The sequence below is a fragment of the Planotetraspora sp. A-T 1434 genome, from assembly GCF_025420585.1.
Classification (GTDB): domain Bacteria; phylum Actinomycetota; class Actinomycetes; order Streptosporangiales; family Streptosporangiaceae; genus JAOEGB01.
On the sequence record NZ_JAOEGB010000014.1, the window covers coordinates 1 to 25,672 of the forward strand.

The 25,672-nt window shown below is 70.0% G+C and carries 20 protein-coding genes; 8 read left to right on the top strand and 12 right to left on the bottom strand.

Annotated elements, in window-relative coordinates; genetic code table 11:
- Window positions 1-526 precede the first annotated feature (526 nt).
- Window positions 527-1,603, top strand: a complete 1,077-nt coding sequence (gene hisC, locus N5079_RS19005) for a histidinol-phosphate transaminase (protein WP_261585270.1) — start codon at window positions 527-529, stop codon at window positions 1,601-1,603.
- Window positions 1,604-1,612: 9 nt separating this feature from the next.
- Here the strand turns inward: hisC and N5079_RS19010 are convergent, their stop codons facing one another.
- The 5 genes from N5079_RS19010 to purD form a co-directional block, all read right to left on the bottom strand.
- A complete protein-coding gene (locus N5079_RS19010; protein ID WP_261585271.1) occupies window positions 1,613-2,545 on the bottom strand; it encodes an EamA family transporter in 933 nt (310 codons plus the stop codon).
- A gap of 36 nt (window positions 2,546-2,581) precedes the next feature.
- Entirely contained in the window at window positions 2,582-3,811 is a 1,230-nt protein-coding gene (locus N5079_RS19015; protein ID WP_261585476.1) for a transcriptional regulator, read from the bottom strand.
- A 278-nt stretch (window positions 3,812-4,089) separates the two neighbouring features.
- A complete protein-coding gene (gene murA, locus N5079_RS19020) occupies window positions 4,090-5,367 on the bottom strand; it encodes a UDP-N-acetylglucosamine 1-carboxyvinyltransferase (protein WP_261585272.1) in 1,278 nt (425 codons plus the stop codon).
- Window positions 5,368-5,567: 200 nt separating this feature from the next.
- Window positions 5,568-6,416, bottom strand: coding sequence for a phosphoribosylaminoimidazolesuccinocarboxamide synthase (locus N5079_RS19025; protein WP_261585273.1), 849 nt, complete (start codon window positions 6,414-6,416; stop codon window positions 5,568-5,570).
- 126 nt (window positions 6,417-6,542) lie between these two features.
- A complete protein-coding gene (gene purD, locus N5079_RS19030) occupies window positions 6,543-7,805 on the bottom strand; it encodes a phosphoribosylamine--glycine ligase (RefSeq protein ID WP_261585274.1) in 1,263 nt (420 codons plus the stop codon).
- A gap of 399 nt (window positions 7,806-8,204) precedes the next feature.
- Between purD and N5079_RS19035 the strand changes: the two genes are divergently transcribed.
- The 3 genes from N5079_RS19035 to N5079_RS19045 all read left to right on the top strand — a co-directional run bounded on the left by N5079_RS19035 (window position 8,205) and on the right by N5079_RS19045 (window position 10,737).
- Entirely contained in the window at window positions 8,205-9,221 is a 1,017-nt protein-coding gene (locus N5079_RS19035) for a magnesium and cobalt transport protein CorA (protein WP_261585275.1), read from the top strand.
- Between the two features lie 106 nt (window positions 9,222-9,327).
- Window positions 9,328-10,527, top strand: coding sequence for a cytochrome P450 (locus N5079_RS19040; RefSeq protein WP_261585276.1), 1,200 nt, complete (start codon window positions 9,328-9,330; stop codon window positions 10,525-10,527).
- 12 nt (window positions 10,528-10,539) lie between these two features.
- Window positions 10,540-10,737: a ferredoxin gene (locus N5079_RS19045; RefSeq protein ID WP_261585277.1), complete on the top strand. Its 198-nt coding sequence runs from the start codon at window positions 10,540-10,542 to the stop codon at window positions 10,735-10,737.
- Window positions 10,738-10,781: 44 nt separating this feature from the next.
- On the opposite strand, the gene N5079_RS19050 is transcribed toward N5079_RS19045, so the two are convergent.
- The 4 genes from N5079_RS19050 to fbaA all read right to left on the bottom strand — a co-directional run bounded on the left by N5079_RS19050 (window position 10,782) and on the right by fbaA (window position 14,865).
- Window positions 10,782-11,744, bottom strand: coding sequence for a glycerophosphodiester phosphodiesterase family protein (locus N5079_RS19050; RefSeq protein ID WP_261585278.1), 963 nt, complete (start codon window positions 11,742-11,744; stop codon window positions 10,782-10,784).
- 113 nt (window positions 11,745-11,857) lie between these two features.
- Entirely contained in the window at window positions 11,858-13,141 is a 1,284-nt protein-coding gene (locus tag N5079_RS19055; RefSeq protein WP_261585279.1) for an adenylosuccinate synthase, read from the bottom strand.
- A 185-nt stretch (window positions 13,142-13,326) separates the two neighbouring features.
- Window positions 13,327-13,749 carry a DUF3151 domain-containing protein gene (locus N5079_RS19060; protein ID WP_261585280.1) on the bottom strand — a complete coding sequence of 141 codons (423 nt, stop codon included), beginning with the start codon at window positions 13,747-13,749 and terminating at the stop codon, window positions 13,327-13,329.
- Between the two features lie 93 nt (window positions 13,750-13,842).
- Window positions 13,843-14,865 (bottom strand): class II fructose-bisphosphate aldolase, encoded by a 1,023-nt coding sequence (fbaA, locus tag N5079_RS19065; protein WP_261585281.1) that lies wholly within the window; start codon window positions 14,863-14,865, stop codon window positions 13,843-13,845.
- Window positions 14,866-15,028: 163 nt separating this feature from the next.
- Between fbaA and N5079_RS19070 the strand changes: the two genes are divergently transcribed.
- Window positions 15,029-15,709, top strand: coding sequence for a DedA family protein (locus tag N5079_RS19070; RefSeq protein WP_261585282.1), 681 nt, complete (start codon window positions 15,029-15,031; stop codon window positions 15,707-15,709).
- 56 nt (window positions 15,710-15,765) lie between these two features.
- Window positions 15,766-16,248: a hypothetical protein gene (locus tag N5079_RS19075; protein ID WP_261585283.1), complete on the top strand. Its 483-nt coding sequence runs from the start codon at window positions 15,766-15,768 to the stop codon at window positions 16,246-16,248.
- Here the strand turns inward: N5079_RS19075 and N5079_RS19080 are convergent.
- Complete coding sequence (locus tag N5079_RS19080; RefSeq protein WP_261585284.1) at window positions 16,226-16,762, bottom strand: orotate phosphoribosyltransferase; 537 nt, start codon at window positions 16,760-16,762, stop codon at window positions 16,226-16,228. The two genes, N5079_RS19075 and N5079_RS19080, sit on opposite strands and share 23 nt — an antisense overlap.
- Window positions 16,763-16,892: 130 nt before the next feature.
- Here N5079_RS19080 and N5079_RS19085 point away from each other — a divergent pair, with 130 nt between their 5' ends.
- Together N5079_RS19085 and N5079_RS19090 are read left to right on the top strand one after the other, a co-directional pair.
- Window positions 16,893-19,265: a sigma factor gene (locus N5079_RS19085; RefSeq protein WP_261585285.1), complete on the top strand. Its 2,373-nt coding sequence runs from the start codon at window positions 16,893-16,895 to the stop codon at window positions 19,263-19,265.
- A gap of 184 nt (window positions 19,266-19,449) precedes the next feature.
- Window positions 19,450-20,640 carry an NYN domain-containing protein gene (locus N5079_RS19090; RefSeq protein ID WP_261585286.1) on the top strand — a complete coding sequence of 397 codons (1,191 nt, stop codon included), beginning with the start codon at window positions 19,450-19,452 and terminating at the stop codon, window positions 20,638-20,640.
- 77 nt (window positions 20,641-20,717) lie between these two features.
- Here N5079_RS19090 and N5079_RS19095 read toward each other — a convergent pair whose 3' ends face one another.
- Window positions 20,718-21,350: a two-component system response regulator gene (locus N5079_RS19095; protein WP_261585287.1), complete on the bottom strand. Its 633-nt coding sequence runs from the start codon at window positions 21,348-21,350 to the stop codon at window positions 20,718-20,720.
- A gap of 3 nt (window positions 21,351-21,353) precedes the next feature.
- On the bottom strand, window positions 21,354-25,553 hold the full coding sequence (locus tag N5079_RS19100) for a HAMP domain-containing protein (protein WP_261585288.1): 4,200 nt from the start codon (window positions 25,551-25,553) through the stop codon (window positions 21,354-21,356).
- Window positions 25,554-25,672 lie beyond the last annotated feature (119 nt).

Genomic DNA, 25,672 nt, shown 5'->3' on the forward strand with positions numbered 1-25,672 from the left:
GGCGCTACCGACCTGGAGGACATGGCTCCCGCCTGCACGTGGCACAACCGGGACAAAGCCGCCCACCCCGACCGCTACACCACCCACCGCAATCCCGACGGCACCTGGACCCTCACCCACCTCGGCAGAAAAGGCCGCTACGCCGGACGGTTCCGGCGCTGACGGGGAAGCACGCCAACACTGAACCGCGCGCACGCTCCCTGCCCAAGCCGCAGGGGCCTTACTCCACCACGCGCGGGCCCTGCTGAGCTGCACCGGCGACGGGAACCGGGCAGCGAACCGGGCCGCGCAAGCGACGGTGAGCCGTACGACCGACGGGCCGCGCAGGTGACGCGTACGGGTGTCCCTGGGCGTACATGCGGCGCTGCTGGGCTGGCGGCGTTGCTGGACTTGCGTCGCCGAGGCGGTACAGGTGTGAGCGGGCGCCACCGGCAGGCTCTCGTCGCAGACGCCGGACAGGCCGGTGGAAAGACGCCTCCGGCGGGAGGGTTGCGGGGGCCTCCTCGGCATCTCCTAAGGTAAGGACATGCCGCGTTTCCGCTCGATCCTCGACACCATGCCGGCCTACAAGCCCGGCAAGGCCGTGGTCTCCCCAGAGGGCCGGTCGTACAAGCTGTCCTCCAACGAGAGCCCCTACGAGCCGCTGCCGTCGGTGGTGGAGGCGATCACCCGGGCGGCCACGGAGATCAACCGTTATCCCGATCCGGGGTCGGTGAAGCTCACTGAAGCGCTCGCGGAGCGGTACGGCGTGCCGTACGACCATGTCGCGCTGGGCGCGGGGTCGGTCGCAGTGGCGCAGCAGCTGCTGGAGACCGTGGGGGAGCCGGGCGCCGAGGTGCTCTACGCCTGGCGGTCCTTCGAGGCGTACCCGCTGCTCGTGAGCCTGGCGGGGGCGGTCTCCGTCGAAGTGCCACTCAGGGACGAAACGCACGATCTGGACGCCATGGCCGACGCTGTCACGCCGGAGACGCGCCTGATCTTCGTGTGCAATCCGAACAACCCGACGGGCACGGTCAACCGGACGGCCGAGCTGGGGCGGTTCCTCGACCGGGTGCCGGAGAACGTGCTCGTGGTGCTCGATGAGGCCTACTGTGAGTACGTCAGAGACGAGGACGTGCCGGACGGGCTGACCTTCTACCGTGATCGACCCAACGTCGCCGTCCTACGGACGTTCTCCAAGGCGTACGGCCTGGCGGGGCTGCGGGTGGGTTACCTGATCGGCCACGCGCCGGTGGCGGCGGCGGTGCGGAAGACCATGCTGCCGTTCGCGGTCAACCAACTCGCCCAGGTCGCCGCCGTGGCCTCGCTGCAGGCCGAGGGGGAGCTGCTGGAGCGGGTCGAGACGGTGGTCAAGGAGCGGACCCGGGTGCGGGAGGCGCTGCTCTCCCAGGGCTGGACGGTGCCGCCGACCGAGGCCAACTTCGTGTGGATGCGCCTCGGCGAGCGCACGATGGAGTTCGCCGAGCTCTGCGCCGGGTCGGGCGTGGCCGTGCGGCCCTTCGCCGGAGACGGCGCCCGTATCTCGATCGGCGACCCGGAGTCCAACGACACCTTCCTCGCCGCCGCCGAGGCGTTCAAGCAAACCACGGCGTTCAAGGACTGACCGCGGCTGTTAGGGACTGACTTCGCGCAGGGCCGGCTCCTCCACTGAGGGCGCCGGTTTGCGGCGCTCGGTGGAGATCACGAGCGCCACGCCGATCAGGATCAGAAGTCCGGCGAAGATCATGCCCGCGGTCACCCGCTCGTCCAGCACGACCATGCCGAGGATCACGGCCACCACGGGATTGACGTAGGCGTACGTCGACACGAGCGAGATCGGCGCGTTGCCGAGCAGCCACACGTAGGACGTGAACGCCACGAGCGACCCGAAGAACACCAGGAAGACCATGGCGAGCCACGACCGGCCGGTCACGGCACCGATGTCGACCCGCTCGCCGATCCCCAGGCCGGTGAGCAGCATCACTGCGCCTCCGACGACCATCTCGACCGTGCTCGCGGCGAACGGGTCCTTCGGCATGGGGATCCGCTGCGCGATGAACGACCCCACCGACCATGACACCGACCCGAGCAGCAACACGGCGACCCCCAGGGTCGCCGACGACGTGCCGCCGCCCAGGGAGAGCCCGGCCACCCCGACGAAGCCGACGAGCACGCCCGCCAGCGTCAGCGCGTGGGGCCGGTCGCGGAAGACGGTCCGGAGCACGACCAGCCATAACGGCACCGAGGCGACGAGCAGCGCGGCCAGGCCGCTGGAGATGTGCTGCTCGGCCACGGCGACCATGCCGTTGCCGGCGGCCAGCAGGAGCACGCCCACCAGCGCGGCGCCGCCGAACTCCCGCCACGTCATCCGGTACGGCGCCGCTCCTTTGCGGGCGACCAGCACCGTGGCGAGCACCAACGCGGCCGTGACGAACCGGAACCCGCCGCTCAACAGCGGCGGCACGCTCTCGATGGCGATCCTGATGCCCAGATACGTCGAGCCCCACACGATGTAGACGGCGGCGAGCGCCAGCCAGACCCGGATGTCACGACCGTTCTTCCCCATGGGCCATGACAATAGCCCCCGGCTCTGAGAGCGGTATCAGCGGTTCAGCTTCTCCACGATGAGCCGGTAGAGCTGACGCGGACGGCCGGGCTGGGGAGTCCGGTTCGGCGGCAGCGGCCACGCGAGTCCCTCGTCGACCAGCGTGCGCAGCAACCTCCGAGCCGTGCGAGGAGTGACACTGAGCATGCGCCCGGCCCCCTCGGCGTCCACGACCGTGTCCCCGCCCTCCAGCTTGGCGGCGAGGCGCGCCAGCACCTCGACGCCCTTGGGCTTGGCGGGTCCGTTCGACTGCGGTGGCATCCGGGGCGGCGGCACCAGGGCCCTGCCCTCCCGGTCCACCGCGAAGCCCTGGGCCTGCTTGCCGCCCTGGCTGCGGGCCAGCGCGCCGCGGGCGTGGGTCTCGGCGTCATGGGTGGTCCTGCCCATCCCCACGCCCACCTCGACGGCCAGGCCGAGCTCCTCCCGGATCCGGGCGGCGAACGGCAGCACCCGGAACCCATCCGTCGCGGCCGCGATCGAGCCCTTCGTCGCCACCACCAGGTAGCTGTGGTCGTCGATCGGCCACACACTCGCGTTGATCCGGTTGGCCTCCTGGACGAGCAGGCGGTGCAGCGACAGCCGCAGCTCGTCCCGCCAGTAGCGGGGCGCGGCCCGCCGTACCGGCTCGCGGAGCGTCGGCACCTCGACCAGGACGACCGTGAGCTGCGACTCCTCCAGCCGGTGGCGGGCGCCGAGCAGCGCGGCCGTGTGCAGTGCCGTACGGACCGCGGCGGACGTCGGCCGGATCGGCACGGCCGGCATCCCGGCGGCGGTCAGCCGGTCGGCGACCCCCTGCACGCACGTCAGCGCCGCCGTGGTCACCCCCTGGCGCAGCAGCCGTTCATGGAAGGCCGTGATGGTGCCGGTCGCTCCCGGCTCGTCGCGGTTGTGCACCTCGCCCGAGGGGAGGTTCAGATCGGAGTACGCCTCGTCGATCTCCGGACGGCTGAGCACGTCGATGCTCACCCGCCGGGGGTCGATGCGGTCGTCCAGCGCCGCGCGGGCGATCGCCGCGACCAGTGCGGCCCCGCCGAGCTGCACGTGCGTGGCGGGCATCGTCAGGACCCCGGCTCGCCGGGCGAGCTCGAAGGGGACCGGGCTCGCGAACAGGCAGGCGTCCACGCCCGGGCCGAGCCGGGTTACCTTGTCCGCCGCTTCCTGTTCGTCCCGGTAGGCTGCCGCGACCAGCCGGCAGGGCACCGGGGCCGCCGCGTGCCCCATGAGCATCACCCGCTCGACAAGGTCATGTGACCCCACCACGCCAATGGTGAGATCCGGCGTCACCGTGCCCAGGCGCGACCCGCGCGGAGTGTCTTCCGTGCGCTCGACCAATGTTCGTCCCATCCCACGTTGCCCTCGTTGTTGTGGCTTCTCTTTGGAACGATCGCTTGATAAGGCCGTAATGTCACGCCCGGATTTGCCGGAATTCCATTCGGGGGCGCGGGAAGTGTTCCAGGAAATTCAATGTTTCCGCTGGTCAACCTGGCGGAAATCGCTTTCCGGACTCAGCCCCCCGTCAAAGGGGAAATTTCCCGTTCCACATCCGCGCCGAGGGCCTGCATGCGCTGAGCGAGGGCCGCGTGGCCCCGATCGATGAGATATCCGGAGCCGATCGTGGTCTCTCCGTCGGCCGCCAGACCGGCCAGCACGAGCGCGATGCCGGAGCGCAGATCGTGGGCGGTCACCTCGGTCCCGCGGAGGGGAGTGGGGCCGTGGACCACCGCGCGGCTGCCGTCCACCTCGATCTTGGCGCCCATCTTGTTCAGCTCGCCGGCGAGTGCGAAACGCCCGTCGAAGATTCGCTCATGGATGTAGCTGGAGCCGTCCGCGAGGCACGCGACGGTCATCAGCGGCGACTGCAGGTCGGTCGCGAAGCCGGGGTAGGTGTCGGTGATCACGTTGATCGGCCGGAGGTCGCGGTCCCGGCGGACGTGCAGGACCGCCCCGTCGGTCTCGAACTCGACGCCCATCTGCTCCAGCTTCCACCGGACCACACCGAGGTGCTCCAGCGACGCGCCGACCAGGTTGACCTCGCCGCCCGTGATCGCGGCGGCCATCGCGAAGACGCCGGCGTCGAGCCGGTCCGGCATGACGGTGTGCTCGACGGCGGTCAACTCGCCGACGCCCTCCACGGTGATGAAGCCGGTGCCGCCTCCGCGGATCCTGGCGCCCATCCGCGACAGCATGACGATGACGTCGAGAACCTCGGGCTCCAGCGCGGCGTTTTCGATCACGGTGGTGCCCTTGGCGAGTGCCGCGGCCATGATGAGGTTCTCGGTGCCGGTGTGCGACGGCGTGTCGAGGTAGAGCGGGGCGCCCGCGAGCCCGGACGCCTTGATGTGGATGACGCTCTCGCCCTCGTCCACGATCGCGCCGAGGCGCTTGTAGCCGAGGTAGTGGAAGTCCAGGTTGCGGCTGCCGAGGTTGCAGCCCCCGACGCCCTCGATGACCGCCTCGCCCAGCCGGTGCAGCAGGGCCGGGACGAACAGCACCGAACCCCGGAACCGGCGCGCGATCTCCGCAGGGAGGACGGGGCTGGTGAGCCGGGAGGCGTCGATGACGAGCGTCCGCTCGGTCTCGTGGAACTCCACCTTCGCGCCGACGGCCTGCGCCAGCTCGACGGCTCGCCGCACATCCTCGATCACGGGCACGTTGCGCAGCACCGTGCGGCCGTCGGCCGCGAGCAGCGCCGCCCCGATCATGGGCAGTACGGCGTTCTTCGCGCCCTGGATGAAGGCGGTTCCACGCAGTACGTTGCCACCGCGTACGCGGTAACGAACCATGAATGAGTCTCCTATTTCGGGGGAAGGGTGGGGACCCGCTTGAGGCGGCAGCCGAAGTAGTCGGCCCAAACCAGTCGACCAAAAGCAGTCGGCCAGACCGGTCGGCTCAGACTAGCCGCTAACCCGGGCGTTTCGAGGGGAACTACCCATGGAAGACCCCTGAAACTCTGATGCCCGTGTGACTTTTGTGACTTATGCGACTAACTCCGGAACGGCTCGCCGGTCAGCCGTTCGAAAGCCTCGACGTAGCGCTTTCTCGTGCGCTCGACGATCTCGCCGGGAAGCGGCGGCGGGGCCTCGCCGGAGGTCCTGTCCCAGCCGGACTCGGGGGACAGGAGCCAGTCCCTGACGTACTGCTTGTCGAAGGACGGCTGCGCGTGGCCGGGCTCCCACAGGTCGAGCGGCCAGAACCGGGAGGAATCCGGCGTCAGGACCTCGTCGCCCAGGGTCAGCTCACCCTCGGCGTCCCAGCCCAGCTCGATCTTGGTGTCGGCCAGGATGATGCCGCGCTCGAGGGCGATCTCCGCGCCGCGGGTGTAGACGTCGAGCGTGATCCTCCTGAGCCGTTCGGCCACGTCGGGCCCCACCTCGGCGACAACCTGCTCGAACGTCATCGGCTCGTCGTGCTCGCCCATCGGCGCCTTGGTCGAGGGGGTGAAGATCGGCTCGGGAAGCCGCGATCCGTCGGTCAGGCCGGGCGGGAGCGGCACGCCGGAGACGACGCCCTCTCTGCGGTAGTCGACGAGCCCGGACCCCGTCAGGTAACCCCGCGCCACGCACTCGACCGGCACCATCCGCAGCTTGCGGCACAGCACGCCCCGCCCGGCGAACTCCGCCGGCACGTCCGCCGAGACGACGTGGTTGGGGACGACGTCCTTGAGCTGGTCGAACCACCACAGCGACAGCCGCGTGAGTATCTCGCCCTTGTCGGGGATGCCCGGTTCGAGCACATAGTCGAACGCCGAGATCCGGTCCGAGGCCACCATCAGCAGCAGCCCGTCGTCGGTCTCGTACAGGTCGCGGACCTTGCCGGAGTGGAGGTGCTTCACTGTGCCGAGTCTATTGGTGGCCCGGTCCGCTGGTGTCCGCTGGTGTGCACCGTGCCCGCGCAGGCGGAAGCCGTACGGGCCGGCACAGCGGCTCAGCGCGGGGCGGCATGGAAGTCGGCGCGGGGGTCAGCGCTGAGACGCGTCGAGGGCGATGTCGGAGCGGTGGTGGGAGCCTCGCAGCGTGATCCGCCCGAGGGCGTCGTACGCCCTGGCCCTGGCCTCGGCCAGGTCCGCGCCGGTGCCCACCACGTTGAGCACCCGGCCGCCGTTCGACACGAGCCGATCGCCGTCGAGGGCGGTGCCCGCGTGCAGGACGTACGCCCCCGCGACCGCCCCATCGACCGCGCTCTCGACGCCAACGGGAAGACCCCCGATGGTGTCGCCTTTCACCGGATCCCCCGGATAGTTCTCGGCCGCGACGACCACGGTCACCGCCGCGCCGCCGCGCCAGCGCAGAGGCTCGTGGGCGGCCAGTTCGCCGGTCGCGCAGGCGAGCAGCAGGCCCGCGAGCGGCGTCTCCAGCCGGTCGAGCACGACCTGGGTCTCCGGGTCGCCGAACCGGGCGTTGAACTCGATCACCCGCGGCCCGTCCTTCGTCAGGGCCAGCCCCGCGTAGAGGACCCCCGTGTACGGCATGCCGCGCTTGGCCAGCTCCGCCACGGTCGGCAGCACGATCTCGGCCATGACCTGGTCGGTGAGATCCTCCGGCGCCCAGGTCAGCGGCGTGTAGGCGCCCATGCCCCCGGTGTTGGGGCCCCGGTCGCCGTCGTAGGCGCGCTTGAAGTCCTGCGCGGGCTGGAGCGGCACCGCGGTCTCCCCGTCGCACAGGGCGAACAGCGACACCTCGGGACCGTCGAGGAACTCCTCGATGACGACCCGCTCGCACGCCCCGGCATGCTCCAGCGCCTCGTCGCGGTCGCCGGTCACGACGACGCCCTTGCCGGCCGCCAGCCCGTCGTCCTTCACCACGTACGGCGGGCCGAACGTGTCGAGGGCGGCGGCGGCCTCCTCCTCCGTGACACAGGTGAAGGCGCGCGCGGTGGGCACCTCGGCGGCCGTCATGACGTCCTTGGCGAAGGCTTTGGACCCCTCGATCGCGGCGGGTTCCTTGGACGGCCCGAAGCAGGGAACGCCTTCGGCCCGGACGGCGTCGGCCACGCCGGCGACCAGCGGGGCCTCCGGCCCGATGACGACGAGGCCGGCTCCCAGCCGCACGGCCAGCGCCGAGACCGCCGGGCCGTCGGTGGGGACCACCGGATGAAGGGTGGCCACCTCCGCGATGCCGGCGTTGCCCGGCGCGCAGTGGACCTCGGAAACGGCCGGGTCGAGCCTCAGGGCACGGCACAGAGCGTGCTCGCGGCCCCCGGAACCAATGACAAGAACGCGCACCTGTCCATTGTCGCGCCCATTGGGAACAGAGAAGTACATGATCAACGGGACAGATAGGGGGTAGGCTAAAGGGCGGCTCGACACTGATGTGGTAAGTTAGGTGGGCTTCGTCCCTTCTCGTGGCGATAGGAGGTGGTCCGGGATGAATTCTGGTGATCCCGTCAGTACGTGCTCGCGCACGTACGTCGTGCGCACTCCCGACCACTTCACAACTGAGCCCGAGGGGCAGCTCACGCCTGCATAAAGGGGTGACATCACGTCGCGCGTGGAGCGTGCCGGCTCGGGCGGGAAGGGACCGCCATGCGCTCCTCAACGCTGTTCCCCCGCATCAACAAGCACAGCCGCGTTCTCCCCACTCGCCTCAGCGCATCCGTGACCGCCAAACTGGATGGACAGTGCGTGCCACCCAGCAACTCACTCGTCGAGTTCGGCGCGTACATCGGCGGCAAGAAGGTCGCCGCCGGCGGCATCCCCGAGGCGGTCAGCCTCGTCCGTGAGCACAACAACGACAGCCCGGTTCCCGACGCCTACGTGTGGGTCGGCCTGCACGAGCCCGCCGCCCCCGAGGTCGAGTGGCTCGCGGAGGTCTTCGGCCTGCACCCCCTGGCCGTCGAGGACGCCATCAAGGCCCACCAGCGGCCCAAGGTCGAGCGGTACGGCGACTCGCTGTTCGTCGTCCTCAAGACCGTGGCCTTCCTCGACCACGAGGTGCTGACCGCCAGCAGCGAGATCATCGGCACCGGCGAGATCATGGTGTTCGTCGGGCCCGACTTCGTCGTGACCGTACGGCACGGCAGACACTGCCCGCTGGCCGACGTGCGCGAGAAGCTGGAGGACAAGCCCAAGCTGCTGAGCCGCGGGCCGACCGGCGTGCTGCACGCGATCGCCGACCACGTCGTCGACAAGTACCTCCACGTCGCCGACCTGATGCAGGCCGAGCTCGAAGAGGTCGAGGCGGCCGTCTTCGCCGAGGTCAGCTCCCGCGACATCAACAGGATCTACCAGCTCAAGCGGGAGATGCTGGAGCTCAAGCGGGCCGTCGGCCCCCTGCAGACGCCCTTCAACGCGCTTCCCCAGCGCCGCATGATCCCGTCCGACATGCGGGAGTACTTCCGCGACGTCGGCGACCATCTCTCCCGGGTGTGCGAGCAGGTCCAGGCCTCGAACGAGCTGTCGGACTCGATCCTGCAGGCCGCCCTGGCCCGCTCGAACGCGCTGGCCAACGAGGACATGCGGAAGATCTCCTCCTGGGTGGCGATCATCTCGGTCCCCACGATGATCGCGGGCGTCTACGGCATGAACTTCGAGCACATGCCCGAGCTGAAGGCCGTCTATGGATATCCGCTCGTCATATGCGTCATGGTCGTCGCCTGCACCCTTCTCCACCGGGCCTTCCGCCGCAACGGCTGGCTCTGACCTTTCGCTGCTCTATTTCCGTACGGTGATCTCGCCGCGGGTGGGTGCAAATATGCAATTGATGCTGTTATGTGGAAGGAGCTGACAACTCGACAAGGAGCGTGTCATGAGAGAGGCGATGCCCGGTCTGGTGACGTATCCCATCGTCCGTGAGCGCCCCTTCGATCCGCCGGACGAGCTGAGACCGCTGCGAGCCGAAGCCCCCATCTGCCGCATGGCGTACCCGGACGGCCACGAAGGCTGGCTGGTGACCGGGTACGCCGCGGTCCGCGCCGTCCTCGCCGACCCCCGTTTCAGCACCCGCCCCGAGCTCCTCCACTCGCCGATCCCCCAGCGGATGGCCCAGTTCAAAATGCTCCCGGTGCCACCGGGCTTCTTCCTCCGGATGGACCCGCCCGCGCACACCCGCTACCGGCGGCTGCTCACCGGCCAGTTCACCGTCCGCCGGATGAGGCAGCTGGAGCCGAGGATCGAGGAGATCACCAACGGCCGCCTCGACGCCATGGAGCGCGCGGGCGGCCCCATCGACCTCGTCCAGTCGTTCTCCCTGCCCATCCCCTCGCTGGTGATCTGCGAGCTGCTCGGCGTGCCGTACGACGACCGGGTGCGGTTCCAGCGGGACTCCGCGGTGATGCTGAACCTCGAATCGACGCCCGACCAGGTGATGTCGGCCATGACCGACCTCCTGACCTACCTGCGGGACCTGGTGCGGCGCAAGCGCGTGGAGCCGGCCGACGACCTGCTCAGCGGCCTCGTGTCCGGCGGCGAGCTGACCGAGGAGGAGATCACGGGCATGGCGCTGCTCCTCCTCATCGCCGGTCATGAGACGACGGCGAACATGCTGGCGCTCGGCACGTTCGCGCTGCTGCGCAACCCCGCCCAGCTCGCCGCCGTACGCGATGACCCCGCTGTGGTGGAGGACGCCGTCGAGGAGCTGCTGCGCTACCTCACGATCATTCACATCGGCCCGGTGCGGACCGCGCTGGAGGACGTCGAGCTGGACGGTCACCTCATCAGGGCGGGGGAGTCGGTGACGCTCTCGCTGCCCGCCGCCAACCGCGACCCGGAGCGGTTCGCCGATGCCGAGGACCTCGACGTCACACGGTCGGCCCACGGCCACCTGACCTTCGGCCACGGCATCCACCAGTGCCTCGGGCAGCAGCTCGCCAGGACCGAGATGCGCGTCGCGTACCCGGCCCTGCTGCGCCGCTTCCCCGGGCTGCGCCTCGCCGTACCGGCCGAGGAGGTCCCGATGCGCAGCAACATGTCGATCTACGGGGTGCACCGGCTGCCGGTCACCTGGTAGGGGGGTGAGGTCATGAAGATCCACGCGGACACCGGCCGCTGTGTCGGCGCGGGGATGTGCGCGCTGAGCGTGCCGGAGGTCTTCGACCAGAGCGAGGACGACGGCACGGTCGTGCTGCTGGATCCCGAGCCGCCCGGCTCCCGCGAGGCGGCCGTCCGCCGCGCCGTCCAACTCTGCCCCTCCGGAGCCCTCTCGATATCTGAGACCTGACGGGGTCAGCAGGGCCCGAAGGTAGAGCTCTTGGCGGCTGGGCGTCAGGCGTCGACGGAGCGGAGGGGGGTGACCGGGGCGGGGAGGGGGAGGCCGCGGGATTTCCAGAGGCGGCGCATTCGGTCCGGGTAGTCGGTGACGATCCCGGACACCCCCAGGTCGATCAGCCGGGCGGCCTCCTCGGGGTCGTTGACCGTCCACACGGCGACGGGCAGGCCGACCCGGGACGCGCCGGCCATCAGCGCCTCGTCGACGAGCTCCCGGTCGGGCGACAGCGTCGTGGCGCCGACGGCCTTGGCCGCCGCCGCGATGTCGCCCTCATGGCCGGCCCCGAAGTCGGCCCCGAAGTCAGCCCCGAAGTCAGCAAGGTCCAGCCCGTTCATCCAGGCCGGTGTCATCGTGTCCCGCTCGATCAGGGCGTACCTCTCGGCGACCAGCGGCTTGGCGATCTCCAGGATGCGCCAGTCGAAGCTGAGGATGGCGGCCCTCGACAGCCGGTCGTGCCGGTCCAGCTCCTTCACGACGAGCTCGGTGAACCGGCGCGGGTCGGCCGACAGGCCGGGACGGGTCGGGTCGGACTTCAGCTCCACGTTGAGCCGGACGCGGTCGGCCCCCAGGGCGCCGATCAGGCCGAGCACCGCGCCCAGTGTGGGCATCCGGGTGTCCGGCAGTGGCACCTGGGTGACCGCGAACACGTCGTCGGGGCGCTGCGGGAGCCGTACGCCGACGTCGAGCGTGCGAAGCTGCGGCAGGCTGAGCCCGATGATCGGCTTGCCCACGTAGGGGAACATCGGGTCCCCGGGCTCCGCGGTGCCCGTGTCGGCGCTGGTCACCGGGGACACGATGAGGTCGTGGGTCAGCACGAGCTCCCCATCCGCCGACATGGCGACGTCGAACTCCAACGCGTCGACCCCGAGCTCCAGTGCGAAGGCCAGGCCGGGAAGCGTGTTCTCGGGCCTCAGCCCGCGCGCTCCCCGGTGACCATGTAGCTCAACGTATCCGTGCACAACGGCGTACCCTACTGTCTCGCCTGCTCATCACCCGGCATCCCCCGATTCTCGCGTGGATGCCCGCAAACCATGTCGTACGGCACAGCCGTCCGGGTATCAGATGAGCCGGATCAGATGAGAGAGCGGAGCTGGAGGGTCTGGGTGCGGCCGGGGCCGACGCCGATGGCGGAGATCGGGGCCCCGCTCATCTCCTCCAGCGCCTTGACGTAGGTCTGCGCGTTGGGCGGCAGGTCCTCGAACGTCTTGGCGCCGGTGATGTCCTCCTGCCAGCCGGGGAACTCCTCGTAGACCGGCTTGGCGTGGTGGAACTCGGTCTGGGTCATCGGGATCTCGTCATGGCGCACGCCGTCCACGTCGTAGGCCACGCACACCGGGATCCGCTCCAGTCCCGACAGCACGTCGAGCTTGGTCAGGAAGAAGTCGGTCACCCCGTTGATCCGCGTGGCGTACCGCGCGATGACGGCGTCGAACCAGCCGCAGCGGCGGTTGCGGCCGGTGGTCGTGCCGAACTCGTGCCCGGTCTGCCGCAGCCACTCGCCCTGCTCGTCGAGGAGCTCGGTCGGGAAGGGGCCGGAGCCGACGCGGGTCGTGTACGCCTTGAGGATGCCGATGATCCGGGTGAGGCGGGTCGGCGGGATGCCGGATCCGGCGCAGGCGCCGCCCGAGGTGGGGGAGCTGGACGTGACGAAGGGGTACGTCCCGTGGTCGATGTCGAGGAGCGTCCCCTGGCCGCCCTCCAGCAGCACCACCTTGTCCTCGTCGAGCGCCTTGCTGAGCACGAGCGAGGTGTCGGCGATGTGCGGGCGGAGCCGCTCGGCGTAGGCCAGGTACTCGTCCAGGACCTTCACCGGATCGAGCCCGCGGCGGTTGTAGATCTTGGTGAGGATCTGGTTCTTCTCGGTGAGCGCGACCTCGATCTTCTCCTTGAGGATGCCCGGGTCGAGCAGGTCCTGGACGCGGACCCCCATGCGGTAGATCTTGTCGCCGTAGGCGGGCCCGATGCCCCGCCCGGTCGTGCCGATTTTGGCCTTGCCGAGGTAGCGCTCGCTGACCTTGTCGATGGCCTTGTGGTGCGGCATGATCAAATGCGCGCTCGCCGAGATCAGCAGGCGGTCGCAGTTGATCCCGCGCTCCGCGAGCCCGTCGATCTCGCTCAGGAGCACGCCGGGGTCGATCACGACGCCGTTGCCGATGACAGGCACCACCTCGGGGGACAGCACCCCCGTCGGCAGCAGGTGCAGCGCGTACTTCTGGTCTCCGATGACCACGGTGTGGCCCGCGTTGTTGCCACCTTGGTAGCGGACGACGTAGTGAACGTCGCCACCAAGCAGGTCGGTGGCCTTACCCTTGCCCTCATCGCCCCATTGGGCGCCCACGAGAACGACAGCCGGCATGGTCTTACTCCCGCGCACAAAACGAAAACCCCTGGCGCAAGCGCGACAGGGGCCTCTTGCAAACAGAGACTACCTGAGCGTTCCGGTACATGGGATGTCCGGGCGCTGATTTCGATGCCTCACTGAGACGTCTCACTGAGACGCCTCACCGGGCGGCCCCCGCGTGAAGGGCCGCCCGTGTGCGGCTACTCGCCGTTGGCGAGGGCGTCGGCGGCCGTCTGGCTGCTGTCACGCAGGAACTGGGCGCACCGCTCGGCCTCGTCCTTCTCGCCGATGGCCTGGGCGGCCCGGCCCAGCGCGTACAGGCAGCGCAGGAACCCCCTGTTCGGCTCGTGCTCCCAAGGGATGGGGCCGTGGCCCTTCCACCCGGCCCGGCGGAGCTGGTCGAGCCCCCGGTGGTATCCGGTGCGCGCGAACGCGTACGACGTCACGGCGTGGCCCGAGGCGAAGGAGTCGTCGGCCAGGATGGCCCAGGCCGCCGGGTAAGCGGGGAAGCGCGCGGCCACGTCGGCCGCCTTGGCGCCTGCCTCGAGCATCTCTCGCGCCTCGGTGTTGTCCGGCAGGAGGGTGGGCGGCGGCCCGGACAGGAGGTTCTCGTGCGTTTCCATGAACACAGTCTTACCTGTTGGGGCCCCAAACGGTAATGATCCGTCACACGAAAACGGAAGGCCGATACGGCGATCGGCCTTCCGTTCCCCTGACTACTTGATCTTGGTGCCCGCGGACTTGAGCTGCTGGCAGGCCTCGGTGACGCGCTTGGCCATGCCCGCCTCGGCGCTCTTGCCGTACGAGCGGGGGTCGTAGGCCTTCTTGTTGCCGACGTCGCCGTCGACCTTGAGCACGCCGTCGTAGTTCTTGAACATGTGGTCCACGATGGGCCGGGTGAAGGCGTACTGCGTGTCGGTGTCGATGTTCATCTTCACCACGCCGTAGGAGATCGCCTCGTGGATCTCCTCCAGCTCCGAGCCGGAGCCGCCGTGGAAGACCAGGTCGAACGGCTTCTCCTTGCCGTACTTGGCGGCGACCGCCTCCTGGATCTCCTTGAGCACGCTCGGGCGGAGCTTGACGTGGCCCGGCTTGTAGACGCCGTGGACGTTGCCGAACGTCGCCGCCAGCAGGTAGCGGCCGCGCTCGCCCAGGCCCAGCGCCTCGGCGGTCGCCAGGGCGTCTTCCGGCGTGGTGTACAGCTTCTCGTTGATCTCGCCGACGACGCCGTCCTCCTCGCCGCCGACGACGCCGATCTCGACCTCGAGGATCACCCGCGCCTCGGCCGCCTTCTCCAGGAGCTCGGCGGCGATGCGCAGGTTCTCCTCCAGCGGTACGGCGGAGCCGTCCCACATGTGGGACTGGAACAGCGGGTCCAGGCCACGCGCGACCCGCTCACGCGAGATCTCCAGCAGTGGGCGGACGAAGCCGTCCAGCTTGTCCTTCGGGCAGTGGTCGGTGTGCAGGCCCACGGTGACGGGGTACTTGTCGGCGACCGCCCGGGCGAACTCGGCCAGGGCGACCGACCCGGTCACCATGTCCTTCACCGTCGTGCCGGAGAGGAACTCCGCACCACCGGTGGACACCTGGATGATCCCGTCACTCTCCGCCTCCGCGAAGCCACGAAGGGCCGCGTGCAAGGTCTGCGACGAGGTCACGTTGATCGCCGGATAGGCGAAGCCGCCCGCTTTGGCGCGGTCGAACATCTCGGCGTAGACCTCTGGAGTCGCGATAGGCATCGGAAGTCATCTCCTTCTCGGACGGTAACCGGCGCTGGCCAGTATCCCGAAGGCCATGCCGATCAGGGAAGCGCGGATGCTTCGGTCAATTCACACCGTGTATTTCCCGAAAGCGCCTGTGGCTTCTCAGTCTCGTCTCATATGGGACAGGTAGGCTCACACCGTGGACGTGCTCTTGGACCTTCTTGACCCCAAGTGGTGGCTGGGCATGCTCGGTGCCTTCGCGACGATTGGTGTCATCGCCATCGTATTCGCCGAGACGGGGCTGCTTGTCGGGTTCTTCTTGCCCGGTGACTCCCTGCTGGTCACGGCCGGCATTTTCAGCACCGCCGCCGCTGCCCAGGGGTTCGGGATCGCGCCGCTGTCGTTGCCGACTCTGCTGGTCTTCGCGCCCGTGGCCGCGGTCGCCGGCGCCCAGCTCGGCCATTTCCTCGGGGCGAGGTTCGGCCGGAGGCTCTTCGACAAGCCCGATTCGCGGTTGTTCAAGAAGGAGCACGTCGACAAGGCCGAGCACTACTTCGAGAAGTTCGGCCCCGCCAAGGCCGTGGTCGCCGCCCGTTTCATGCCGATCGTCCGCACGTTCATGAACCCTGTCGCGGGCGTCCTGGAGATGGACGCCCGCCGGTTCTTCGTCTGGAACGTCGTCGGGGGCGTCGCCTGGGTCGAGGCCCTGCTGCTCCTGGGCTACTTCCTCGGCACCAGGGTCGATGGGATCGACAGGTACATCCTCCCCGGCGTCTTCGTCGTCGTGCTGCTCTCGGTCATCCCCATCGTCCGCGAGGTGCTCAAGAACCGCCGCGCCGCCATGGCCGCGCCGAAGGGCCGTCACCACGCCCAGCGGTAGCCCGAGGTTGACACGCCGGTACTGAGATCTCGCTCACACCCGCTAATCTCCCCAGTGTGGGACGCCACAGGTCTGACCCGCTGGGCATCGCCAGGCTGGCACTCGTCGGCTTGGCGGTCCTGCTGCTGCTCGCCCTCGTCGTGGTGGGCGCGAAGGCGCTGTTCACGTCCCTCGGGACGGACGGCGCCCCCACCCCCGGCGCGTCCGCGAGCGCCCCGGCGGCCCCAGGGGCCACTGGGAACACTGGAAACACCGGGAACCAGGGGAACACGGCGCAGCCCTCCGGCGCCCGGGTGCCGACCGTCCAGTTCATCTGCCAGGCCGACATCTGCCCCGTCTTCGTCCGGGTGCCCGGCGGTGACGTGCTGATGGACCGCGACCTGAGCCGAGGGGAGCAGGCGTCCTACTTCGAGCCGGAGCTCGACGTGGTCCTCGACGACGCGGGCACGGTCGAGGTGCTCGAGAACGGCAAGCCCCGGCCGGCCGGGCAACCCGGCGAACGTCAGACGTTCTCGGTCAAGAGAGCCCCAGGTCAGTGAGGCTGTAGGCCGACCTGTACGGCAGGCCCGTGGCGGCCAGGTTCTCGTCGCCGCCGCGGTGCACGATCGTGGCGATCCCCACGACGTCGGCCCCGGCCTCCCGCAGCGCCTCGACGGCGGTCAGCACCGAGCCGCCCGTGGTCGTCGTGTCCTCGACCGCGAGCACCCGCCGTCCCGCGACGTCCGGGCCCTCGACCCTGCGCTGAAGGCCGTGCGCCTTGCCCGCCTTCCGCACCACGAACGCGTCGAGGACGCGCCCGCGCGCCGCCGCGGCGTGCAGCATCGCGGTCGCCACGGGGTCGGCGCCCAACGTCAGCCCGCCCACGGCCTCGTAGTCCAGGCCCTCCGTCAGGTCCAGCATCACCCGGCCCACCAGGGGGGCCGCCACGCCGTCCAGCGTGATCCGGCGCAGGTCCACGTACCAGTCGGCCTCCTTGCCCGAGGAGAGCACGACCCGGCCGTGCACGACCCCCTTGTTCTTGATCTCGTCCAGCAGCTTCTCGCGGTCACTCATGGTGCTCAGCGTACGGGTGCCGCAGGTAAAGCCCCGCCTGCGGTTTAACCATGACGCCGGGTGCGGAATTAATGGCCTTGCAACTCTACGTAATCGAGAGGTCGCGATGAGTACAGCTCGGCAAACCGATGTGGAACTGCTCGAGGCCGTCAGAGGGGGCAACACCTCGGCCTACGGGATGCTCTACCAGCGCCACGCCGTCGCGGCCCGGTCGCTCGCCCGCCAGCTCGTCGAGGGGGACGAGGAGGTCGAGGACGTCCTCGTGGAGACGTTCGCCAGGATCCTCGATGTCATCCGGCGCGGCGGCGGCCCCGTGTCCGCCTTCCGTCCCTACCTCCTGACGGCGCTCCGCCGTTACCTCGCCGTCGGCGAGGTCGATCTGGCGGACCCGGGGGCCGTCTACGTCGACCCGGAGCTCACCGGTCTGGAGCGGACGCCGCTCGCCAGGGCGTACCTCTCGCTCCCCGAGCGCTGGCGGATGGTGCTGTGGCATTGCGAGATCGAGAGCGCCAGGCCGGCCGAGATGGTTCCGCTGCTCGGCCTGTCGTCGAGCGGCGTCACGGCGCTGGCCGAGCGGGCGTGTGAGGGGCTCCGCCAGGCCTACCTCCAGCTCCACCGGGAGGGCGAACCGCGTGACGAGTGCCGCCCGATCCTGCCGAAGATCGCCCAGCACGTCGAGGGCGCGCTCGCCCGGCGCGACGCCCAGGCGGTGGACGAGCACGTCGCCGAGTGCATCGACTGCCGGGCCGTCTTCCTCGAGCTCGCCGACGTGCCCCAGGGGCTGCGGGTCATCGCCGGCCAGCTCGTCGCCGGTCCGGCCGTGGACGACTACCTCGCGGAGCTGGCCAGGGCGAGCGAGGGCACCGTCACTCCGCTGTACGGCGTGGCCGCCCTGTTCCGCCGAGTGCCCACGGCCCATCGCGCCGTTCTGGCCGGCGCGGCCGTCGCCACCCTCGCCGGCGCGGCGTTCATCGTCGTGGCCGACCCCATAGCCGACGAGAAGCCGGGGCTCCCCCCGGGAGCCGGTGCGCTCCGCACGCCCACGCCCGGGGACAGTTCTCCGCGGACGTCCGGGACGCCCTCGTCGCCCCGCCGGGAGACCGACCACCCGCGCCGGGCGCCCACTGACCACGGGCCGAGGGCGCGGCGGCCGTACCCCGTGGAGCCGCGAGAGGCCCTCGCGAAACCGCGCGATGCCCACGTGAGGCCGCGCGAGGCGTCTCCGGAGGTCACCCGGCTTTCGGTCCGGCGGCCGGAGCCCGCCGAGAGAAGACCCGCCCTGGCCGCGACCATCGACCCGGTCGGCGCTCTGGTGCGGGCCAGGCCCGGCATCATCGGCGTACGGCTCCGCAACACGGGCACGGCCCGGAGCCGTGAGGTGGAGGCCGCCGTCGCACTCCCCACAGGAGTCACCCTCTCAGGGCACGGCTCGGGCCCCGCCGTCGCCGTCGGCACGGTGGACGGGTGGGCCTGCCGTACGGCTGGCAGAGACGTGCGGTGCGGCCACGGCGCGCTGGCTCCCGGCCAGGCGACCACCGTCTTCCTGCGGGTCGCTGTGGCCGCCGACGCTCCCACGGGGAGGGCGCTCGATCTTCGCGTCAGGTCGGGCGGCCTTCAGGTGGCGGCGAGGTCGGCCGCGGGCGTGCGCGCCTCCGGCGCGGCGGCCCGGTTCGCCGCCGACGGGCGGGTGACCACCCGGGCCGCCGGCAACACGCTGCTCACCTCGTCGCCGAAGCCGCCCGCCTGTGCCCCGGGCGCCGCCACCTCCGGCGGCACGGGATCCGGCGGCACGGGATCCGGCGGCACGGGATCCGCTGGGTCCGCGCTGGCCGTCCCCGTGGACCTCGACGGCGACCCCTCCACCCGCAGCTCCAGTTGCGCCCGCCTTGACCTGCCCGCCGGGAGCAGGGTGCTGTGGGCGGGCCTCTACTGGTCCGCCACCGGCCGGAGCGCGATCCCGGCGGGCGACATCCGGGTGAAGGCTCCCGGCGCCCGGCGATACGCGACCGTCCACGCGGCCGAGGTCGTCCGGCGGGATCTGCCCACAGGCGCCGGTTATCAGGCGTTCGCCGACGTCACCTCGCTGGCCGGCACGGCGGGCGGCGGCCGGTGGTGGGCCGCCGACCCGTCGATGCGCTGGGGAGAGTCGCAGCACGCCGGCTGGAGCCTGGTCGTGATGGTCGGCGGCGGGCGTCAGCCGTACGGCAGGGCCGCGGTGCTGGACACGGCCACGGTGGTCGACGGCAGCAAGGGGCCGCTGAAGGTGCCGCTCGACGGCCTCTCGGCCGCGCCGGCCAGGATCGACCTCGTCCTCTGGAACGGCGCCACGGGCGGATCCGTCACGCTCTCCCATGAGGAAAGCGGGATTGCCGGATACGCCGCCGGGGTCGCCGTGGGGACCTTTCACACCGTGCTCGGCCGCCACCCCGTCCTGCGCCTCACGACCAGGGACAACACGCTGCTGTTCGGGGTCGCGGCGGTCAGCGCCCGCTCGTGGTCATAACGAAACTGAGGGAAGGCAAGACCCGGACAAACTGGTACGGTCTGCGTGAACGCTCCAACGTCAGGGCGCGGAAGCACAGATGTGGCGGGCGGGCGGCGGAGGAGGGCTGAATCGCCGGGATTCACCCTCGCGCGATCACCCGCTTGATTACCCTGAGAGAGCCACGTAGGAAGGGCGGTGTCGCGTGGATCGGTGCGCGCTGTTCGTTGACGCCGGCTATTTGCTGGCCGACGGCGCGATGGCCGTGCATGGGACCCGCCATCGCGAAGCCGTCGCCTGGGACTATCCCGGGCTGCTGCAACTCCTCACGACCCTCTCACGCGAGCGTACCGGGCTGCCGTTGCTGCGCTGCTACTGGTACGAGGCGACCGTGGAGGGCCGCCGGACCCCGGAGCACGACGTGCTCGCCGACATCCCCGGGCTCAAGCTGCGCCTGGCCCGCATCCGGCCCGGCCGCCGTGAGGGTGTGGACGCCCAGGTGCACCGCGACCTGATGACGCTGGCCCGCAACAACGCCGTCTGTGACGCGGTCGTGGTCAGCGGCGACGAGGACCTGGCACAGGTGGTCAGCGACGCGCAGGATCTCGGCATCCGGGTGACCGTCATCCACATCTCGGCCGACGGAAGCTGGGCGGTCTCACGGACGCTCCGCCAGGAGTGCGACGACCTCATCGAGATCGGCTCCGGCCACCTCCGGCCCTACGTCAACCTCGTCGCGGGCGGCGACAGCGGTCACCCGAACGGCCAGCACCAGCCATCCGGGCGGAACGGCCAGCACCAGCAGCCGGCCGACAGCGGTCCTTCTCGTGGCAACGGTGTGGTGCCGCTGGCCAACGGCTCCCAGGGCGGCGGCCGGTCGTCCTCCCATGCGCGGCCCGCCCCGCCGGCGCTTCCGTCGCCGCCGGCCTACCCGCAGTACACTGCCGAGCCCCAGCCCCAGCCCGCGCCGCAGCCCGCCCCGCCTCCCCCTCCGGCCCCCGCCCCGCCGCCGGTGGTCCAGTCCCCGCCGCCCCCGGCTCAGCCGCCGCCGAACCAGTATTCGGCCAACACCGGGAGCTACTCGCCGTCGCAGCTCGGGCCGTACACGGGGCCGCAGCCCGCTCCCGTGCCCGCGCAGAACGGTGGCACCACCACGCTCGCCGAAGCGGTGAAGGCCGCGCACAAGGAAGGCCACGACTTCGGCGACTCCGTCGCGCGTGACGCCCCCGCCCTGTGGCTGGAGGCCGTCCTCGCCCGCAAGCCCAGGATGCCCTCCGACCTCGAGGCGCGCCTCCTCCAGGGCTCCTCGCTGCCGATCGACTTTCTCCTCCACGACGAGGTCCGCCACGCCCTCCGCCGAGGCTTCTGGGACGCCCTGGAACGCGCCCGCCGCTAACCCGTCGCCGTGATCATGCGCGCGGGAACCTGTGCGTGATCACGCGGCAGGGGGGCGGAGACGAGGCGGCAATCGAACTACGTGAGGGCGTCGAAGCCGGCTCGGAGGTGGGCGACGCGCTCGCTGAGGTCGGAGAGCGGGCCGGAAACCGTGGAGTCGCCGTTTTTCTGCACCAACTCGCGCACTCTGGCCAGCTCGTCCTCGACGGCGCTGATCCGGCGGGAGAGCTCCGGCAGGACGGCCGCCTGGTCGGTCCCGGCGCCGTTCGGCAGCTCGGCCGTCAGGCGTTCACGGAGCAGCGAGGCCTGCTCGGTGAGCCGCCGGTTCATGTTGTACAGCTCGACGAAGACGGCGACCTTGGCCCGCAGGACCCACGGGTCGAAGGGCTTGGTGAGGTAGTCGACCGCGCCCGCGGCGTATCCCCGGAAGGCGTAGTCGGGGGCACTGTCCACCACGGTCAGGAAGATGATCGGGATGTTGCGGGTGCGCTCTCTCCGCTTGATGTGGGCGGCCGTCTCGAAGCCGTCCATGCCGGGCATGCGGACATCGAGGAGGATGAGCGCGAACTCGGTGGACAGCAGGGCCTTCAGCGCCTCCTCGCCGGACCGGGCCCGCACGGGCACCAGGTCCAGCGAGCTGAGGATTGCCTCGAGCGCGATCAGATTCTCCTCGCGGTCGTCGACCAGGAGGATCTTGGCGCGGTCAGGCATCGATCATGCCCCTTCCTGGATGTCGGGTCTCATGAGCTCCGACCTTTCTGCGGTGGTGACGCGGCCGCGGATGAGCCAGCCGCGGAGCCGTTCGAGCAGCCGGTCGACGTCGACCGGCTTGGGCACGTAGTCGGATGCCCCCGAGGCGATGCTCTTCTCACGGTCGCCGCGCATGACCTTGGCCGTCAGCGCGATGATCGGCAGGTCCGCGAACTGCGGCATCTTCCGGATCGCCGAGGTCGTCGCCCAGCCGTCCATCTCGGGCATCATGATGTCCATCAGGACGAGGGCCACGTCCTCGTTGCGTTCGAGCTGCTCGATGCCCTCGCGGCCGTTCTCGGCGTAGACGACGGTCGAGCCGTACCGCTCCAGGACGCTGGTGAGCGCGAAGACGTTGCGAATGTCGTCGTCCACGATGAGGATCTTCGCGCCTGTCAGCGGGTCGTCGCCCTGCCAGTCCTGGCCTTCGGAGAGGGGCGAGAGCTGCGGGATGGGCAGATCGGTGGGCGGCGCGAGCTCCGGCAGGACGTCCTCGTTGTGCAGCTCCGGAAGGGGCTCTCTACGCTCCGTGGTGTGCGACAGGGTCGTGGTGGCTCCGCCGTCGCGCGCCGCCAGGGGCCCCGAATAGGCCATCGGCAGGTAGAGGGTGAACGTGCTGCCCTCCCCGGGTGTGCTGTCCACGTGGATCTCACCGCCGAGCAGGCGGGCGATCTCGCGGCAGATCGACAGGCCAAGGCCGGTCCCGCCGTACTTGCGGCTGGTGGTGCCGTCGGCCTGGCGGAACGCCTCGAAGATGACTTCCAGCTTGTCGGGCGCGATGCCGATGCCCGTGTCCACCACCTTGAAGGCGAGGATGTTGTCGGAGCCCTTCAGCGTCTCGTCCACGAACGGGATGCTGAGCGGCGCGTGGGTCACCTCCAGCCGGACCTCGCCCGTGGGGGTGAACTTGACCGCGTTGGACAGCAGGTTGCGCAGCACCTGCTGCATGCGCTGCTCGTCGGTGCGCAGCTCGTTCGGCACGGTCGGGTCGACCTGGACCGAGAAGGACAGGCCCTTGTCCTGCGCGAGCGGCGCGAACGTGGCCTCCATGTATTCGACGAGCTTGGGCAGCGACAGCTGCTGCGGGTGGATGTCCATCCGGCCCGCCTCGACCTTCGACAGGTCGAGGATGTCGTTGATGAGCTGGAGCAGGGCCGAGCCGGCGCTGTGGATCGTCCTCGCGAACTCGACCTGCTGCGGGGTCAGGTTGCCCTCGGTGTTCTCGGTCAGGAGCTTGGCGAGCACGAGCAGGCTGTTCAGCGGGGTGCGCAGCTCGTGCGACATGTTCGCGAGGAACTCGGACTTGTAGCGCGAGGAGACCGCGAGCTGCTCGGCCCGCTCCTCCAGGGTGCGGCGGGCCTGCTCGATCTGAAAGTTCTGGATCTCGATCGCGCGGTTCTGCTTGGCCAGCAGCGCCGCCTTGTCTTCCAGCTCGGCGTTGGACCTGCGCAGCTCCTCCTGCTGGCGCTGGAGCTCGTCCGAGCGCTCCTGCAACTCGGTCGCCAGGCGCTGCGACTCCTTGAGCAGGTCCTCCGTACGGGAGTTGGCGATGATCGTGTTGATCGTGACGCCGATTGTCTCGACGAGCTGGGTCAGGAAGGCCAGGTGGACCTCGCTGAACTGGTTGAACGAGGCCATCTCCAGGACGCCGAGCACCTGGTTCTCGAACAGGATCGGCATGACCACGATCTGGGCGGGGCGCGACCTGCTCAGCCCGGTCTCGATCGTGATGTACTCGGCCGGGACGTTCTCCAAAATGATCTGCTGGGTCTCCAGGGCGGCCTGGCCGACGATGCCCTCGCCGAGCGCGAAGCGCTGCCGGGGGCTCGATCCGGGCTGTATGCCGTACCCCGCGATGAGGGTCAGCTCGCCGTTCACCACCAGGTAGCAGGCTCCGTGGCTGGCGGACACGAGCGGGGTGAGCTCGCTCATGATCAGCCTGGCGACCTCGATGAGGTCGCGGTGGCCCTGCATAAGTCGGGAGATCCGGGCCAGGTTGGACTTGAGCCAGTCCTGCTCCTGGTTGGCGGTGGTGGTGACCCGCAGGTTGGACACCATCGTGTTGATGTTGTCCTTGAGGTCGGCCAGCTCGCCCTCGGCGTCCGCGGTGATCGACTGGGTGAGGTCGCCCCGGGCGACGGCGCTGGTCACGGCCGCGATCGCGCGCACCTGCGTGGTGAGGCGCCCGGCCAGCTCGTTGACGCTCTCGGTGAGGCCCTTCCAGATGCCCTCGACGCCCTCGACCCGGGCCTGGCCGCCCAGCCGCCCCTCTGAGCCGACCTCGCGGGCGACGCGGGTCACCTCGGAGGCGAAGGAGGAGAGCTGGTCGACCATCCGGTTGATGGTGGTCTTGAGGGCGAGGATCTCGCCCTGGGCGTCCACGTCGATCTTGCGGGTGAGATCGCCCTTGGCGACGGCGGTGGTGACCACGGCGATGTCGCGGACCTGGTAGGTCAGGTTGTTCGCCATGGAGTTGACGTTGTCGGTGAGGTCCTTCCAGACGCCAGACACACCCGGAACGCGGGCCTGGCCGCCCAGCCGCCCCTCGGTGCCGACCTCGCGGGCGACGCGGGTGACCTCGTCGGCGAACGCGGAGAGCTGGTCCACCATCGTGTTCATGGTGTCCTTGAGCTCCAGGATCTCGCCCTGGGCGTCCACGATGATCTTCTTGGACAGGTTGCCCTGCGCGACCGCCGTCGAGACGGCGGCGATCTGGCGGACCTGGGAGGTCAGGTTGTTCGCCATGAAGTTGACGTTGTCGGTGAGATCCTTCCAGACGCCGGAGACGCCGCGGACCTGGGCCTGGCCGCCGAGGCGTCCCTCGGTGCCGACTTCGCGGGCGACGCGGGTGACCTCGGAGGCGAAGGACGAGAGCTGGTCCACCATGGTGTTCATGGTGCTCTTGAGCTCGAGGATCTCGCCCTGGGCGTCCACGTCGATCTTGCGGGTGAGGTCGCCGTTGGCGACGGCGGTGGTCACCTGGGCGATGTTGCGCACCTGGTAGGTCAGGTTGTTGGCCATGGAGTTGACGTTGTCGGTGAGGTCCTTCCAGACGCCGGAGACGCCCTGCACCTCGGCGCGGCCACCGAGGCGTCCCTCGGTGCCGACCTCGCGGGCGACGCGGGTGACCTCGTCGGCGAACGCGGAGAGCTGGTCCACCATCGTGTTGAGGGTGTCCTTGAGCTCCAGGATCTCGCCCTGGGCGTCCACGGTGATCTTCTTGGACAGGTTGCCCTGGGCGACCGCCGTCGAGACGGCGGCGATCTGGCGGACCTGGGAGGTCAGGTTGTTCGCCATGAAGTTGACGTTGTCGGTGAGGTCCTTCCAGACGCCGGAGACGCCGCGGACCTGGGCCTGGCCGCCGAGCTGGCCTTCGGTGCCGACTTCGCGGGCGACGCGGGTGACCTCCTCCGCGAAGGCGGACAGCTGGTCCACCATCGTGTTCACGGTGTTCTTGAGCTCGAACATCTCGCCGACGGCCTCGACGGTGACCTTGCGGCTCAGGTCGCCCTTGGCGACGGCCGTGGTGACGACCGCGATGTCGCGCACCTGGGCCGAGACGCGGCCGGACATCGTGTTCACGGCCTCGGTCAGGTCTTTCCAGCTGCCGGACATGCCCTTCAGGTTGGCCCGGCCGCCCAGCTTGCCCTCGGTGCCGATGTCCTTGGTGACGCGGGTCACCTCGGAGGTGAACAGCGCGAGCTGCTCGACCATGACGTTGATGGCCTTGCCGAGCCTGCGGACCTCGCCGCGCGCGCTGCGATCCAGGTCGATCCGGCGGGACAGGTCGCCCTTGGCCACCGCGTCGATGACGTCGGCCGCGCCGGTGACCGGGGTGACGAGCGCGTCGATGAGGTCGTTGACGGAGCCCACGCCCTCGGCCCACGAGCCGACACCCGGCCCGGGGGTCAGGCGCTCGCCGAACCGGCCCTCCTTGACCACTTCCCTTCGGACCCGGACCAGCTCGTTGGCGAGATGCTCACGCCGGTCGGCCACCTCGTTGAGCAGCAGGCGGATCTCGCTGAGGATCCCCGGCGGCGCGTGTGGCACGCGTCGGCGGAAGTCGCCGTCACGCCACGTTATAAGGGTCTCCAGAAACGGAACGAGGTCGGATTCGGTATAACACCGCTCCTTCCCAGCCAGTTCCACGTTGGCGGGCGACATCTAGCCTCCTTCACCCCTTGGGGGTTCAGCGCCGCAGCCGAGGCATAGCGGCCTCCGGGGGGACGGACTCCATGCCAGTCTGTCACGTTCCGTGGCCTGCGTGGCCCTGTTGTTTGACC